Here is a 14,808-nt window from a genome sequence, read left to right on the forward strand (position 1 = left end):
CCGATGCCCGCCCGGTAGATCCACGCCATGCGTGGATGAACGCCCGGCACGATCAGCCCACCCCACCGGCCTTCCAGTAATACCGCACCACGTGGAAGAACACCGGCGCGGCGAAGCACACCGAATCCAGCCGGTCGAGCATGCCGCCATGGCCCTCGATCATGTGGCCCCAGTCCTTGATGCCGCGGTCGCGCTTGATCGCCGACATCACCAGGCCACCCCAGAACCCCATCAGGTTGATCAGCAGCGACAGCCCGAACGCCTGCAACGGCGTGAACGGGGTGATCCACCACAGCGCCGCACCCAGCGCGCTGGCACTCAGCACACCGCCCACGAACCCTTCCACCGTCTTCGACGGCGACAGCTTCGGCGCGATCAGGCGCTTGCCCAGCAGCTTGCCCCAGATGTACTGCAGCACGTCGGAGGACTGCACCACGATCACCAGGAAGGCGAACAGCAGCACGTTGCGCGACGGGTCGTGGCCGGGCACGTGCAGGTTCAGCAGCAGCGGCACGTGCGAGATGCAGAACACGCAGATCATCAGCCCCCACTGCACCTTGGCCGTACGCTCCAGGTAGTGCGTGGTGTCACCGCCGATGGTCGACAGGATCGGCAGGAACAGGAACGCGTAGACCGGAATCAGCAGCGTGTACATGCCGTACCAGTCGATCCACACCAGGTAGTACTGCCACGGCAGCACGATGTAGAACGCCGCCAGCAGCGCGTAGTAGTCACCCGAGCGGGTCGGCGCCAGGGTGATGAACTCGCGCAATGCGAACAGGGAGATGATGGCGAACAGCACGATCACCCCGGCGCGGCCGAACAGCAGCGCACCGCCGACCACGATCGCCATCACCCACCATGCGCGGATGCGCGAAACGAGGTTGGCGATGACCGCACTGGGGTTGCCGCGCTGGCGCCAGCGCAGGGTTTCGGATACCAGCGTGGCCAGCACCAGCACCGCGCCGACACCGGCAAACAGCAGGCCGGTCTGCTGCCCCACGCTCTGCGTGGCCAGATCGCCGGAAACATCCAGCAGGAAACTCATGCGCGGCCTCCGTTCGGTGCCAGGTCCAGCAGCGCCTGCCGGCTGCGCGCCAGGAACGCCGCCTTGTCCTCATCGGCCTGCAGCCGCAGCGGCGTGCCGAACGTGGCCGTACACAGCAGCGGCAGCGGCAGGAAACGCCCCTTGGGCATCACCCGCTTGAGGTTGTCGATCCACACCGGTACGAACTCCAGTTCCGGGCGCTGCCGCGCCAGGTGATAGATGCCACTCTTGAACGGCAGCAGCGGTTCATCACCGATGTTGCGCGTGCCTTCGGGGAACAGGATCAACGAGCATCCTTCGTCCACCGCATCGCGCAGCCCCTGCAACGGATCCTGCTGGCGGCGCGCAGCATCGCGCTCGACCAGCACGCCGTTGAATACCGCATCGATCAGGTAGCGGCGCAGTGCATCGCCCTGCCAATACTCGGCAGCAGCCACCGGCCGCACCTGGCGCCGCAGTGCCGGCGGCATCGACGACCAGATCAGCACGAAATCGCCATGGCTGGCGTGGTTGCCGTAGTACACGCGGTGCTCGCTGGACGGCGCACAGCCGATCCACAGCGCGCGCGCCCCGGTCACTACATGGATCGCGCCACTGCAGGCGCGGGCGATCAGTTCAGCAAACATCGACACCTCCGCTCAGGTCTGCGGCCACAGCACGGCCAGCAGCAGCACCGAAAACTGCAGCAGCGTGGCCACGTACTGGCGCACCAGCAGGCGGCGCATGCCGATCCAGCGTGCCTCCCAGCCGCGCACGGGCGCCTGCGCATCGCGGCGGCGCAGGCCGGCGGTGTGCAGGGCCGCGTCCACCCGCTCGGCGGCGGCATCACCCTGCAGGTGCTCGCGCAGCAGCAGCCGCAGCAGGCTGGCGTCCAGCTGCACCCGAACCGCGTAATACGCCTGCACCACGCCCACTGCCACGCTCAGCAGCAGCAGGCCGGCGGCGAACATCGCCAGCCCGGGTTCCACGCCCAGCAGCAACAGCGCCACCAGCAGCAGGCCCAGTGACAGCGCAGCGGGCAGCCGGCCCTGGCGCAGCAGCAGGTGCATCATCGGCAGATCGGCAGCGGTGCTCATGCGGTGCTCTCCGGTGCGGCGGCGGCCGCGATGGCCTGTAGATGAACGTCATGCAGGACGATGGACGGCCGCGCGGCACGCACCCGGGCCACGGCCTCGGCGGCGCTGCAGACCCGCCCGGTCCGCAGCAGCCACGTGGCCACGCTGGCCGCGCTGCGCGAGTAGCCCAGCGCGCAGCACACCAGCAGCGGCCCGTGCGCGCGCAGGCGCTCGATCGCGTCGGCAGCTTCAGCCAGCTGCGCGGGAGACGGCACCACCAGATCCAGCATCGGCACGCTGGCATAGGCCGCGCCCGGCGCGTGGCAGGACAGTTCGGCGCAGGTATCGACCACACCGCGCAACGGGGCAGGCAGCGCCGCGCAGGGAATGCGTCCCAGCCACACCCCGCCGGCCACCTCCACCGGCTGCGGCGCACCGCGCGTCCACAGCCGCGAATTGATCCAGGCCGCGGCCAGGTACTGCGCCAGCAGCCAGCGCGCGGCCATGGTCAGCCGCCCATCGGCGCGCTTCTGGAACACCGCCGTGCCCAGCCCGGCATAGGCCAGCGCCACCAGCAGCAGCGACACCACCGGCCACAGCAGCCACAGCGCCGCGCCCCCCAGCAGCAGCACCGGCACCAGCAGCACTGCCGCGCCCAGCAGATAGAACGACGCCAGGCGCCACCGCTTCGGCGCGCGTGCCATGCGCCAGGCGCGCAGTGGCGGGGTGCCCTGCTCCGGCCACAGCCACACGCACAGCCAGCCGGCCAGCAGGCCGGTGGGCACATCGATGAAGTGATGCTGGAAGGTGGTCAGCACCGAAACACCGATCAGCAGCGCCCACGCGTGCAGCAGCCAGCGCCATGCGCCCTGCAGGTACTGCGCGTACTTCACCCACAGCACGATCAGCAGCACGATGTGCAGCGACGGTGCCTGGTTGAATGGCTTGTCGAAACCCAGCAGCACATCGAACAGCCAGCCGAACACCCCGCCGATCTCCGGCCGTTCAAAGCTGAAGCGCAGCGGCCACAGCAGGAAGCAGGCCACCGCGATGACCTGCGCACTGAACAGCCGCAGTGCGTGCCGGTCCAGCTCGAGGCGCTGCCTGCACAGGAAGAACGAGATCGCGTAGAACAGGTCGATCGACCAGTACGGCACGATCGTCCACGGCACGAACGGAATATGCGATTCCCAGGCGAATGCCATCACCGGCAGCGCGGCGTGGCGCCCGGCCATCCAGTTGGCGAAGCCATAGCTGGCGAAGAAGAACGGACCCAGTAGCACCAGCCACAGCAGGGCGCGCCGCCAGGGGCGCCCCTCCGCAGCCAGCGGGGTTGCGGCCAGCGTCGCCATCACGCGGTCCGGCGCGCCAGCGACACGGTGAAGATGCCGAATTCGTCGATGCGCTGGGCCACCTTCTCGAACCCGGCCAGGCGCACCAGCTCGTCCATCTCCTGCTGGGTACGGCGGCGCATCACCCACGCTGCGCCGCCCCGGTGGCTGGTCAACGCACGGGCGATGAATTCCAGCTGCGGGTGCCAGGGCTGGCCGGTATAGGCCAGATAGCCGCCCACCGGCACGGTCGCGGCGATGCCCTGCAGCGAACGCAGCACCGCATCGTTGTCGGGGAACAGTTCGTACAGGCCGGAGACCACCGCCAGCGTCGGCGCCGGGTCGACCTGCGCCAGCTGTGCCGGGTCGAACGCATCGCCCTGCTCGAAGCGGGCGATGTCGGCCGCGCCGAGGCGCTCGATCAAGGCCTGGCCCTGGGTCACGTTCAACGCACTGAAATCACGCAGCACGATGCGTTCGGCGCGCTGCTCGCCCTGGCCCAGCGCTTCCAGCACGTAGCGGCCATGGCCGGCCGCCACGTCCAGCACGCGCACCGGCGTGCCCTGCCCGCGCAGGCGCTGGGCGGCATCGCGCAGCAGTTCCTGCAGGTGCTGGCCGCGGATGCGGATGCCGCGCCAGCCGATCGCATCGAGATAGTTGCGGTCGACCATGCGCCCCAGCGGGCCCTTGCCGCGTGCTTCGTCGCGGTAGATGTAATCCAGCGTGCTGCCCGAATCGAAGCCGGTCTGCAGGCCCAGGGCGATGCCCTCGGAGAGCGTGCCGCCGACCCGCAGGCCGCCACGCACCACGCGCCAGCGCAGGTCGGCCAGGCTGTTGCGCTCCGGCGGCCAGGCCAGGATCTCCGACTCTTCGAAGGTCGGCCCATGGCGGTGCGCATCGCGGCGCGACAGCTCGCGCAGCGGTTCGGCGAAACGCGCCTGGATGAAGCTGCGGATGCGCGCCAGTGCCGGCGCGCGATCACGTTCGCCCAGCGTGTCGTGGAAGAAGCCCGGCAGGTGCACGCGCTCCTTGATCGGGCTGGACAGGCGCTCGTAGAAGCGGTCCTGCGGGCCACGGTGCACGACGAAATCCGAGCCGGACACCAGCAGCTGCACCGGCACGCTGATCGCCTGCGCATCGGCGACGATGCGGTCAGCGGCCTCGTACAGGCCCAGCAGCACGCGCACCGAGATCGGCCGGGTGATCAGCGGGTCGGTGCGGTAGCTTTCCACCCGCGCCGGGTCGTGGGTCAGCCATTGCGGCTTGACGTAGCTGTTGACGAAGAAGTTGCCGCGCAGCTTCTGCATCAGGCCCAGCCCCGCCCGGGCGAACGGCACGTACAGCTTCACCTTGAACGCCGGTGAAGCCATCACCAGCGCGCGCAGGCGCGGCGCGTAGTCGTGCACCCAGGTGGCGGCAACCACGGCGCCCACGCTCTGCGCGATCACCACGATGTCTTCCACCGCGATGCCATGCTCGGCACCGATGTGGGCGATGAAGCTGTCCAGGTCGCGCACCAGCGCCGGGAAACCCGGGGCATCGCCGCGCGCGCCCGGCGAACGGCCGTTGCCACGTGCATCCCAGGCGAAGAAGGCGGTGTCGGGCAGGTCCAGCTCATCGACCAGGTGGGTGACCCGCCCGGAATGTTCGTGGCCGCGATGCAGCAGCACGATGGCCCTGGCCGGCGTGGTGGTCGTGGTGCTCGCCCAGTACCGGTAGAACAGCGGTACCTGGTCGAAGCTGTGGAATTCCCGTTCCTGCGCCTGACGCATGCAATCTCCAGATTGTCTTGTTGTTTGTAGTTGATTACTGCGGCGGAAGCGCCGCTTCCTGCAGCCCGCGGCGGACGCGGTTGATCATCGTCAGCACGCACAGTGCGGCCATGGCCGCAGCCACGCCACTGACCGTCATCGCGCCAACCCACCCGAACGCCAGCAGCAGGCCCAGCGCCCCGATCACGAAGGCGCGGTCGCTCTTGCCCATCGGGCCGTCATAGCGGCGGCTGGCACCGACCATCAGCCCCAGTACGCCGGCGTATTCGCTCAGCGCCGCAGTCCAGGCCAGCAGCCACAGCGCCTCGGGGCGCACGCCCGGCACGCTGAGCAGGCTCAGGTACAGCGCGGCGTCGGCGATCACATCGCACAATTCGTTCAGGTAGGCGCCCAGCTTCGACTGCTGGCCGAACTCGCGGGCGAGCATGCCGTCCACGGCGTTGAGCGCCATGCGCAGCAGCATCCACAGCGGCAGCAGCAGGTACAGCAGCGGCTGCGCGGGCGCGCAGCACCACACGGCGGCGGCCACCAGCAGCGAGACCACGGCGGCGGCCACGGTCACCGTGTTGGCGGTGATGCCGAGGCGGTAGAGCCCGCGCACGGCCGGACGCAGAAGGTCCTGGAAACGTCCTTTCAATGCATAGATCGACACGATCTGAACCCGCTGATCCCTGGCAGTTCCGGCATAGCCTACCCCATGGCGTGTTCAGCCCGGCATGCCGATGCAGGCCGTTTTCCCCTGCCGGGGCCAGCAAAGCGCGCCGACAGCGCCCGCCACCGGCCCCCACGAACTACAATATCGGCCCCGCTCCGCTGCCGATTGCCCTGTCCCCATGACTGCTGATCTGTTGCCCGTCCGTCGGGCCCTCCTCTCCGTTTCCGACAAGACCGGCCTGGCCGAGCTGGCCACCGCGCTGGCTGCACGCGGCGTGGAGCTGCTGTCCACCGGCGGCACCGCCAAGGCCATTCGCGACATGGGCCTGGCCGTGAAGGACGTGGCCGACGTCACCGGTTTCCCGGAAATGATGGATGGCCGGGTCAAGACCCTGCATCCGATGGTGCACGGCGGCCTGCTCGGCCGTTCGGGCCTGGATGATGCGGTGATGGCCGAGCACGGCATCGGCGCCATCGACCTGCTGGTGCTGAACCTGTATCCGTTCGAATCGGTCACCGCCAAGGCCGACTGCACCCTGGCCGACGCGGTGGAGAACATCGACATCGGCGGCCCGGCCATGCTGCGCTCGGCGGCCAAGAACTTCGCCCGCGTGGCGGTGGCCACCGACCCGTCGCAGTACGCCGAACTGCTGGCCTCGCTGGAGGCCAACAACGGCCAGCTGTCGGCCAGCACCCGCTTCGCGTTCTCGGTGGCGGCGTTCAACCGCGTCGCCCAGTACGACGCAGCCATCAGCAACTACCTGTCGGCGGTCACCGCCACCGATGCCGCCGTGCCGGCCCGTGCCGAGTACCCGGCGCAGATGAACTCCACGTTCGTGAAGGTGATGGACCTGCGCTACGGCGAGAACCCGCACCAGAGCGGCGCGTTCTACCGCGACCTGTACCCGGTGCCGGGCACCCTGGCCACGTTCCAGCAGCTGCAGGGCAAGGAACTGAGCTACAACAACCTGGCCGATGCCGATGCGGCGTGGGAATGCGTGCGCCAGTTCGATGCGCCGGCCTGCGTCATCGTCAAGCACGCCAACCCGTGCGGCGTGGCCGTCGGTGCCGGCAATGGCGATGCCTACGAGCTGGCCTACGCCACCGACCCGACCAGCGCCTTCGGCGGCATCATCGCCTTCAACAAGCCGCTCGATGCGGCCACTGCGAAGGTCATCCTCGACCGCCAGTTCGTCGAAGTCCTGATCGCCCCGGACTACGAGCCGGCCGCACTGGAATACGCGCAGAAAAAGGCCAACGTGCGCGTGCTGCGCATCCCGCACGGTGATGGCCTGAACAACTTCGACAGCAAGCGCGTGGGCTCGGGCCTGCTGCTGCAGTCTTCCGACAACCGCGGCATGACCCGCGATGAGCTGAAGGTGGTGAGCAAGCTGGCACCGACCGACAAGCAGTTCACCGACCTGCTGTTCGCGTGGAAGGTGGCCAAGTTCGTGAAGTCCAACGCGATTGTGTATGCCAAGGACAACCGCACGATCGGCGTCGGCGCCGGGCAGATGAGCCGCGTCTATTCCGCGCGCATCGCCGGCATCAAGGCGGCCGATGCAAACCTGGTGGTGGAAGGTTCGGTGATGGCGTCCGATGCGTTCTTCCCGTTCCGCGACGGTATCGATGCCGCGGCGGCCGCCGGCATCAAGGCGATCATCCAGCCGGGCGGTTCGATGCGCGACGCCGAAGTGATCGCCGCCGCCGACGAACATGGCCTGGCCATGGTGTTCACCGGCGTTCGCCACTTCCGCCACTGATCCTGGAGCGACACGGATGTCCGCAGTTTCGATCAAACCCCTGCTCCTGCCCGCCCTGCTGGGCGCGGTCCTGCTGGCCGGCTGCAAGCCGGCCGCCCAGCCGGCACCCGCCACTGCCCCGCACGCAGAGACGCCCGCCGCGGGCAGCACCGCAGCGGCCGGGCATGCCAGCCGCACCGCGCGCCTGCAGGCCTTCCTGACGGCGCGCTACGGCAAGGACGCGCAACTGTCCGACGACTGGCGCGGCAACTGGACGCAGGAAGGCGACACCCGCCCGGTCGACTGGGCGGTGTGCGCCGAGCAGCCGGTGGTGAACGGTGACAGCTGGCAGCAGCTGCTGGCGGTGTGCGGCGAAGTGGCCGACGCCGGCCATGCCGACGCGGGCACCATCGACTTCTACGTGCTGCGCCCGGCCGCCGACGGCTTCGAGGTGGCGGCCGAGCTGACCGGCGGCACCTATGGCAGCAGCGGCCGCCCGGGCAGCGTCGAGATCCTGCGCTTCGGCAGCGATTTCTACGGCTTCCGCAACGTCAGCGGCTGGTACGGCCAGGGCTACTCGCTGCAGACGCAGAGCTTCATCCTGCCTGGCCCGAACGGGCTGGTGGATGCTGGCAGCGTGCGCAGCCACATCGACAACACCGCGGCCTACGACTGCGATGACGCCGAGCAGGCCGAAGACTGCCGCACCCGCATGTTCGACATCGAGTTCGAACTGCGCATGGACGACAGCAACCGCAGCGCGCGCACCTGGCCGCTGCTGATCGAGGAAACCGGCAGCAGCTGTGGCGGCAGCAACGTGCGCCGCACGCACCGCTTCACGCTGGATCCGAAGACCTGGACCTATTCCTTCCCCGACGCGCTGCAACGCGAGGGCTGCGAGTGAACCACACGCGCCGCCGGGGACATCGCCCTTCCCTTCCCACGCAATCTGGAATCTCGTGATGAACGTACTTGTCATCGGCTCTGGCGGCCGCGAACACGCCCTGGCATGGAAGCTGGCCCAGTCCTCCCGTGTCACCGAAGTGATCGTGGCGCCCGGCAATGCCGGCACCGCCACCGAAGACAAGTGCCGCAACGTGGCGGTGAAGGTGACCGACATCGACGGCCTGCTGGCGCTGGCCCAGGCCGAAGGCGTGGCGCTGACCGTGGTCGGCCCGGAAGTGCCGCTGGTGGCCGGCGTGGTCGATCGTTTCCGCGCCGCCGGCCTGCGCATCTTCGGGCCGACCGCCGCCGCCGCGCAGCTGGAAGGCAGCAAGGCGTACGCCAAGGATTTCCTGGCCCGCCACAACATCCCCACCGCGTTCTATGCCGTGCACACCGAGGTGGACGCTGCGCTGGCCTACATCCGCGACAAGGGCGCACCGATCGTGGTCAAGGCCGATGGCCTGGCCGCTGGCAAGGGCGTGATCGTGGCGATGACCCAGGCCGAGGCCGAGGACGCGGTGCGTGACATGCTCTCGGGCAACGCCTTCGGCGATGCCGGTGCGCGCGTGGTCATCGAAGAATTCCTCGATGGCGAGGAAGCCAGCTTCATTTCGATGGTCGATGGCGTGCACGCGCTGCCGATGGCCACCTCGCAGGACCACAAGCGCGTGGGCGACGGCGATACCGGCCCGAACACCGGCGGCATGGGCGCCTACTCACCTGCGCCGGTGGTGACCCCGGAGGTGCATGCCCGCGTGATGCGCGAAGTCGTGAACCCGACCGTGCAGGGCATGATCGCCGATGGCATCCCGTTCACCGGCTTCCTCTATGCCGGCCTGATGATCGATGCCAGCGGTGCGCCGAAGGTGATCGAGTTCAACGTGCGCTTCGGCGACCCGGAAACCCAGCCGGTGATGCTGCGCCTGCAGTCGGACCTGGTGGACCTGGTGGAAGCGGCCATCGATGGCCGCCTGGACGCGGTGGACGCGCAGTGGGATCCGCGCCCGTCGCTGGGCGTGGTGCTGGCCGCCAGGCCTTACCCGGAAGCGCCGATCACCGGTGACGTGATTTCCGGCCTGGATGCAGTGCCCGCCAACGCCAAGGTGTTCCATGCCGGCACCACGCTGGATGCGCAGGGCCAGGTGCTCAGCGCGGGTGGCCGCGTGCTGTGCGTGGCCGCGCTGGGCGACAGCGTGCGCGACGCGCAGGCCAATGCCTACGCGGGCGTGGCCAAGGTGACCTGGGCCAACGAGTTCCACCGCACCGACATCGGCTGGCGCGCCATCGCACGCGAGGGTTGAGGCCCGCGCGGCGTCAGTAGATCCACGCCATGCGTGGATGAGCCCCACAAACAGGAAAGGCCCGGCATTGCCGGGCCTTTCTTCATTCCAACGCCACCCCGCTTTACGCGGTGAACAGCGCCTTCATCTTCTTCAGCGCGTTCGCTTCGACCTGGCGGATGCGCTCGGCGGACACGCCGTACTCATCGGCCAGTTCCTGCAGCGTCACCTTGCTGTCGGCATCCAGCCAGCGGCGGCGGATGATGTCGCGCGAGCGCGCATCCAGCTCGGCCAGGCCTTCGCGCAGCAGCTGCATCTGGTTGTCTTCGCTGTCTTCACGCTCGTAGGCCATCGACGGATCTTCGTCGTTGGACACCAGGAACGCAGCCGGCGACGGCGGCGCGTGGTCGTTGTCCTCGTCGGTCGGCGCATCGAAACCGATATCGCGGCCGGACAGGCGCGATTCCATTTCCATGACCTCGCGCTCGGACACGTTCAGGTCCTTGGCCACGGCGCTGACTTCGGCCGCGTTCATCCAGCCCAGGCGCGTCTTCGACTTGCGCAGGTTGAAGAACAGCTTGCGCTGCGCCTTGGTCGTGGCGACCTTGACGATGCGCCAGTTCTTGAGGATGAACTCGTGCATCTCTGCACGGATCCAATGCACGGCGAAGGACACCAGGCGCACGCCCATGTCCGGGTCGAAGCGCTTGACCGCCTTCATCAGGCCGATGTTGCCTTCCTGGATCAGGTCGCCCAGCGCAAGGCCGTAGCCGTTGTAACCGCGGGCCACGTGCACCACGAAGCGCAGGTGCGAATGCACCAGCTCACGTGCGGCGTCCAGATCGTCACCGTCGCGGAAACGACGGGCCAGGTCCTGTTCGTCATCGACCGACAGCACCGGAATCTGGTGCACGGCACCGATGTAGGCGTCCAGCGAACCGAGCGCACTGGGAATCGGGAGATTGTTTGCCACAAGGGCAGTAGAGGTGTTCTGGCTCATAGAGGCTCATCTTAGCAGTCCGGCTTTTGGACTGCTAAAGCGGGAGGAAGTTCCAGCGTTCCGTCAACGGAACACTGGGCGATTCAACATCCCTACCCTATCGCGTATTGATGACAATGGCGAGCAGGCTCGACCATGGTCGAATGCCATAAAAATCAATCACTTGCCCCGAATAAAGTGGATGAATGGTCGTTTTGGGCCGCAAAATCCCATCGGCCCACCCCATTCAGCCCGGCAATGTTGCCGGTCGTTCAGCCCAGCCAGGCCGCGAGTGCCACGCCCTGCGTGCCAAGGCAGCGCTAGTAGTACCCGGCCATGTTCAGGAAGAAGCCCTTCTGGTCGTACTTCAGCTCGGTCATGTCATCGCTGAACTCGGTGAAGTTGTAGCCTACGCCGACCTTGAAGTTCTCGCCCACACGGCGGTCCACGCCCAGCAGCCAGCCCTTGCGCACGCCGCCATCGCGCACCTTCAGCCAGCGGTGCTCGGCCAGCCCCTCCCACTGCGCGAACAGGCGGTAGCGCAGCTGCAGGGCCGCGAAGTCGGCGCGGCTGTCCAGCCAGGCGCCCTCGCCACGACCGGTCCGGTAGTCGCCCCAGCGCGAGGCCAGCTTGGCGGCCATCTCCCAGCGCTCGCCGATCTGGCGGATGCCTTCCAGCGACAGCACCTGCGAACGCTGGTCGTACAGGTTGCCGCCTTCCTGGCCCAGCGAGGCCACGTCATAGAGGTAGGTGAACTTGCCGAAGCCGGCCCAGCGCGTGTTGTCGTGCGGGCGCCAGGCGAAGCCGACGTTGGTCTCCACCAGCTTGGCATCGGCCACCGGGTTGATCCGGTCCTGGGTATCGGCGTAGTTGGCGCGCAGGGCGAAGCGCCAGTCCTCGTTGAGCTTGTACAGCAGGCGGTTGGTGGTCACCCACTGCTCGCGCTGCTCGGCACCGCTGTCGCGGCGGTATTCCAGCTTGCTGTTCCACTGCGCCACCGCATCGGTGCGGCCACCGCTGACGCTGTACGCGCGGCGGTTGATGCGGCCCACGGTGGATTCCAGCTCGCCATCCATCAGGGTGAAGCCCAGGTTCCAGCCCTGCGCCGGATAGAAATCCATGCCGAAGGTATGCACCAGGCCCGCGCTGTCCTGCCGGCGGTCCTTCAGGTACTGGCTTTCGTTGTAGACGTTCACCTGGTTGCTCAGGCGCCAGCGCTGGCCGACCGTCCAGCCGCTCTGCAGGCCGCTGTCGAACAACGGATCGGTGCCGGTGCGGTCGGTGCTGTAGCTGTAGCTGCCGTAGAGGCTGTGGTCGGGCGCCATGCGGTACTCGGCATCGACCTTGCCGCCATGGCCGCGGCTGCCGCCGCTGAGTTCGGCACCCACGCTGCTGCGGTCGCCAAACAGGTAGCGCGCGCCCAGGGTCAGCAGGTCGTTCTTCTCGTAGGCGCCGCCGTCATCGTCCAGGGTCACCTGGCCAGTGCCGTACAGCTCCCACGAGGAACCGAAGCGCTGGCGGTAGCCGATCGCCGCCAGCAGCGCCGAGACGTCCTGCAGTTCCTGTTCCTCGCGCACCCGGCGCAGTTCGCCGGTCAGCTGGCCATCGTTGCCCAGCCGCCATTCGGCGGTCAGCTGGCTCTGCTCCAGCGCCAGTTCGCCCTGCTCGGTGCGGGTATGGCGGCCGTACAGGCTGAAATCATCGGTGAGGTAGCCGAGGAATTCCGCGCCGTATTCCTGGATCGGCAGGCCGGTGTCCTGGCGTGCCACCGAGAAACCGGCGTCGACGTCGCGCCACCATGCGCCCAGGCTCCAGTCCTGGCTGGTCCAGCCCAGCTCACGCAGGTTGGCGCGGGCTTCCACCGCCGAGGCCTTGCCCGAACGGCGGCCTTCATAGGGGTTGCGGCGGATGAAGCTGAGGCCGCCGTTGTCCGAATAGAACACCGGCGCCGCGGTGGCATCGGTGCGGGTCTGTTCCATCTTCAGGTAGGTGCCGCGGCCGGCCTGCAGGGTCAGGTCGGCACCCTTCAGGCTGTAGTTCTCGCCGCTGCGGTTCTCTTCCACCCAGGTGCCGCCCACCGCGACGTGATCGCCGATCCACTGGCGGCCGCGCGCGCCGTAGGTCACATCGTCGCTGCTGAAGCCCAGCGGCACGTATTCGTAGTCCACCAGCAGCAGCTGGTCGTAGCCATCCAGCGGCATGTCGCGGGTGATGCTGCGCACGTTCTCGCGGGTCAGCTGCGCCAGCGGGCGGGTCAGGATCAGGCGGCCCTGCAGGTCGTCGATCTCGTAGTCCACGCCCTCCTGCAGGGTGGCACGGGTTTCGGTGCGGCCGGTGGTGCGGTCGCGCACTTCCAGCACCACCTGTTCCGAGCCCGGCAGCAGATCGGTGTGGCGCAGGTAGTACAGGCTGCCGCCCGTGCCGAGGAATTCGCTGTGGCCCGGCGCCGACTGCGCCTCCGAACCGAACACCTTCAACTGCGAACGCGCTTCGCCCAGCGGCGTGGCCGACAGCGAACGCCAGTTCAACGCGCCGCCGTACAGCGAACGCACGTACTGGCCGTATTCGGTGCCGGTGATGCCGGTGGCGAAGTTGCCCCACAGGGCCTGGCTCTGGTCCCAGTCCACGCGCAGGTACAGGCGGCCCTGGGTATCGACATCGCGGTAGGTGGTGGAGTCATCACCGTACACCGGGTAGTACAGGTCCGGATCGAGGCGGCGGAACACATCCTGCGCATCGGCGCGGCTGAAATCGCGGAACAGGTACTTCAACTCGCGGTCCTGGGTGTCGGCCTGCGCCGTCACCAGGTATTTGCCGCGCATCTTGCCCTTCAGGTAGAACGCCAGCCGGCCTTCGCTGAGGAAGCCATCGGTGTCGCGGTCATCGGCGGCCAGCGGCTGCACGTTGCCGCTGGCACTGTTCTTGGACAAGGTAACGTCGGCGATGGCGACCAGGAACAGGTAGCGGCCGGTCACGTCCACGTCCAGCTGGCGCTGCGCGGACGGTGCGTCGCGCGATTCCACCCGCACGTCATAGCGGTGCTGGCCGACCGGCTCCAGGAACTCGGCAGCGAACTTCTGCTCCAGGTCGACCGGGAAATCCTGGCCGTTGATGCGCACGCGGCTGTTGGGTTCCAGGTTGCGGCCGTACAGGCGCACGCGCGAGCCGTGGATGGGAATGTTCTGCAGGCGCAGCATGCTCTGCCCGTAGATGCTGTTGCTGACCTGCAGATCCTGTGCGCTGGCCCCGTCCAGCGCCTGGCCCAGGGTCTTCTGCACGTTGTCGCGGGTCACCTGCAGGCCACGGTCGAAGTCGGCCGGGGTGACCAGCTGGATGCGCTGGATCTGCGTTTCATCAAACGAACCGCCGGCGCCGTACGCGCGCGCGACGTAGATCAGTTCATCGCCGGTACGCAGCTTGAACTGTTCCGGCACGGTGCCATCCCATTCGGCATCGCCCACGTAGTCGGACGGCAGCTCGATGCGCGCCAGCGGCGTCACCAGGTCGGTATCGGTGCCGCGGTACAGGGTGACTTCCAGCTTCTCGATGAAGGAGGCGTAGTTGTTGTAGCTGTGGAAGCGCAGCGGGCGGATCACCCGGCCGTTTTCGAACGGTACGGTGGCGGCAGCCTGCACGCTCAGGCTGGGCGGCACCATGCTCGGGTCTTCGGTGGCCCACACCACGCCGCCGTTGGGCAGTTCGGCCATGAACTGGCCACCGCGCGCGGACACGTCCGGGGTGACCGCCGGTGCCAGCGGCACGCTGCCGGCGGCGGACGGATCGGCTTGCCCCGGCAGTGGCAGCAGCGGCGTGTCGGCGTCATCACCGATCCGCAGCAGCTCGCCGTCGTCGCTGCGGCAGGTGTCACCCTCGCAGCGCACGTCACTGGATGCCATCGGCGCGGCCTGCTGGGCCAGTACCGGGGGGGCGGCCAGCAGCAGGGCGAACACGCTGCAGGACATCGCATGGGGAAGCAGGGCTCGCACGATCAGGGCAGGGCTC

Annotated in this window: 11 protein-coding genes; 3 read left to right on the plus strand and 8 right to left on the minus strand. The window is 68.1% G+C overall.

The features are described from left to right. Window positions 1–52 precede the first annotated feature (52 nt). The 6 genes from C1927_RS19095 to C1927_RS19120 are packed head-to-tail and all read right to left on the minus strand — an operon-like array spanning window position 53 to window position 5,858. On the minus strand, window positions 53–1,048 hold the full coding sequence (locus tag C1927_RS19095; protein ID WP_108747497.1) for a phosphatidate cytidylyltransferase: 996 nt from the start codon (window positions 1,046–1,048) through the stop codon (window positions 53–55). Then, window positions 1,045–1,674, minus strand: coding sequence for a lysophospholipid acyltransferase family protein (locus C1927_RS19100; protein WP_079223777.1), 630 nt, complete (start codon window positions 1,672–1,674; stop codon window positions 1,045–1,047). Before C1927_RS19100 ends, C1927_RS19095 begins: the two co-directional genes overlap by 4 nt. A 12-nt stretch (window positions 1,675–1,686) precedes the next feature. Next, window positions 1,687–2,124: a hypothetical protein gene (locus tag C1927_RS19105; RefSeq protein WP_108747498.1), complete on the minus strand. Its 438-nt coding sequence runs from the start codon at window positions 2,122–2,124 to the stop codon at window positions 1,687–1,689. Continuing rightward, window positions 2,121–3,455, minus strand: coding sequence for a phosphatase PAP2/dual specificity phosphatase family protein (locus C1927_RS19110; RefSeq protein WP_108747499.1), 1,335 nt, complete (start codon window positions 3,453–3,455; stop codon window positions 2,121–2,123). Before C1927_RS19110 ends, C1927_RS19105 begins: the two co-directional genes overlap by 4 nt. Continuing rightward, window positions 3,455–5,206 (minus strand): bifunctional alpha/beta hydrolase/class I SAM-dependent methyltransferase, encoded by a 1,752-nt coding sequence (locus C1927_RS19115; RefSeq protein WP_079223780.1) that lies wholly within the window; start codon window positions 5,204–5,206, stop codon window positions 3,455–3,457. Before C1927_RS19115 ends, C1927_RS19110 begins: the two co-directional genes overlap by 1 nt. A 34-nt stretch (window positions 5,207–5,240) precedes the next feature. Then, entirely contained in the window at window positions 5,241–5,858 is a 618-nt protein-coding gene (locus C1927_RS19120; protein WP_108747500.1) for a CDP-alcohol phosphatidyltransferase family protein, read from the minus strand. Window positions 5,859–6,039: 181 nt separating this feature from the next. On the opposite strand from C1927_RS19120, the gene purH reads away from it, so the two are divergent. Genes purH through purD form a run of 3 tightly spaced genes read left to right on the plus strand, consistent with a single transcriptional unit; the run spans window position 6,040 to window position 9,848 of the window. Then, window positions 6,040–7,623 (plus strand): bifunctional phosphoribosylaminoimidazolecarboxamide formyltransferase/IMP cyclohydrolase, encoded by a 1,584-nt coding sequence (gene purH, locus C1927_RS19125; RefSeq protein ID WP_108747501.1) that lies wholly within the window; start codon window positions 6,040–6,042, stop codon window positions 7,621–7,623. Window positions 7,624–7,639: 16 nt separating this feature from the next. Continuing rightward, window positions 7,640–8,506, plus strand: coding sequence for a hypothetical protein (locus C1927_RS19130; protein ID WP_079223783.1), 867 nt, complete (start codon window positions 7,640–7,642; stop codon window positions 8,504–8,506). 58 nt (window positions 8,507–8,564) lie between these two features. Beyond that, the gene (purD, locus tag C1927_RS19135) at window positions 8,565–9,848 is read left to right on the plus strand and encodes a phosphoribosylamine--glycine ligase (protein WP_108747502.1); all 1,284 of its coding nucleotides are present in this window, start codon (window positions 8,565–8,567) and stop codon (window positions 9,846–9,848) included. Window positions 9,849–9,951: 103 nt separating this feature from the next. Here the strand turns inward: purD and rpoH are convergent, their stop codons facing one another. After that, complete coding sequence (rpoH, locus tag C1927_RS19140) at window positions 9,952–10,827, minus strand: RNA polymerase sigma factor RpoH (RefSeq protein WP_079223786.1); 876 nt, start codon at window positions 10,825–10,827, stop codon at window positions 9,952–9,954. 299 nt (window positions 10,828–11,126) lie between these two features. Beyond that, the gene (locus C1927_RS19145; protein WP_254051506.1) at window positions 11,127–14,792 is read right to left on the minus strand and encodes a TonB-dependent receptor; all 3,666 of its coding nucleotides are present in this window, start codon (window positions 14,790–14,792) and stop codon (window positions 11,127–11,129) included. Window positions 14,793–14,808: the final 16 nt, after the last annotated feature.

Origin of the sequence: Stenotrophomonas sp. ZAC14D1_NAIMI4_1 (genome assembly GCF_003086775.1) — a bacterium.
Lineage (GTDB): Bacteria > Pseudomonadota > Gammaproteobacteria > Xanthomonadales > Xanthomonadaceae > Stenotrophomonas.

Excerpts from the sequence above, each read along its gene's own strand:
- C1927_RS19095 (WP_108747497.1), bottom strand. The coding sequence starts at position 1,048 with ATGAGTTTCCTGCTGGATGTTTCCGGCGATCTGGCCACGCAGAGCGTG.
- C1927_RS19100 (WP_079223777.1), bottom strand. The coding sequence starts at position 1,674 with ATGTTTGCTGAACTGATCGCCCGCGCCTGCAGTGGCGCGATCCATGTA.
- C1927_RS19105 (WP_108747498.1), bottom strand. The coding sequence starts at position 2,124 with ATGAGCACCGCTGCCGATCTGCCGATGATGCACCTGCTGCTGCGCCAG.
- C1927_RS19110 (WP_108747499.1), bottom strand. The coding sequence starts at position 3,455 with ATGGCGACGCTGGCCGCAACCCCGCTGGCTGCGGAGGGGCGCCCCTGG.
- C1927_RS19115 (WP_079223780.1), bottom strand. The coding sequence starts at position 5,206 with ATGCGTCAGGCGCAGGAACGGGAATTCCACAGCTTCGACCAGGTACCG.
- purH (WP_108747501.1), top strand. The coding sequence starts at position 6,040 with ATGACTGCTGATCTGTTGCCCGTCCGTCGGGCCCTCCTCTCCGTTTCC.
- C1927_RS19130 (WP_079223783.1), top strand. The coding sequence starts at position 7,640 with ATGTCCGCAGTTTCGATCAAACCCCTGCTCCTGCCCGCCCTGCTGGGC.
- purD (WP_108747502.1), top strand. The coding sequence starts at position 8,565 with ATGAACGTACTTGTCATCGGCTCTGGCGGCCGCGAACACGCCCTGGCA.
- rpoH (WP_079223786.1), bottom strand. The coding sequence starts at position 10,827 with ATGAGCCAGAACACCTCTACTGCCCTTGTGGCAAACAATCTCCCGATT.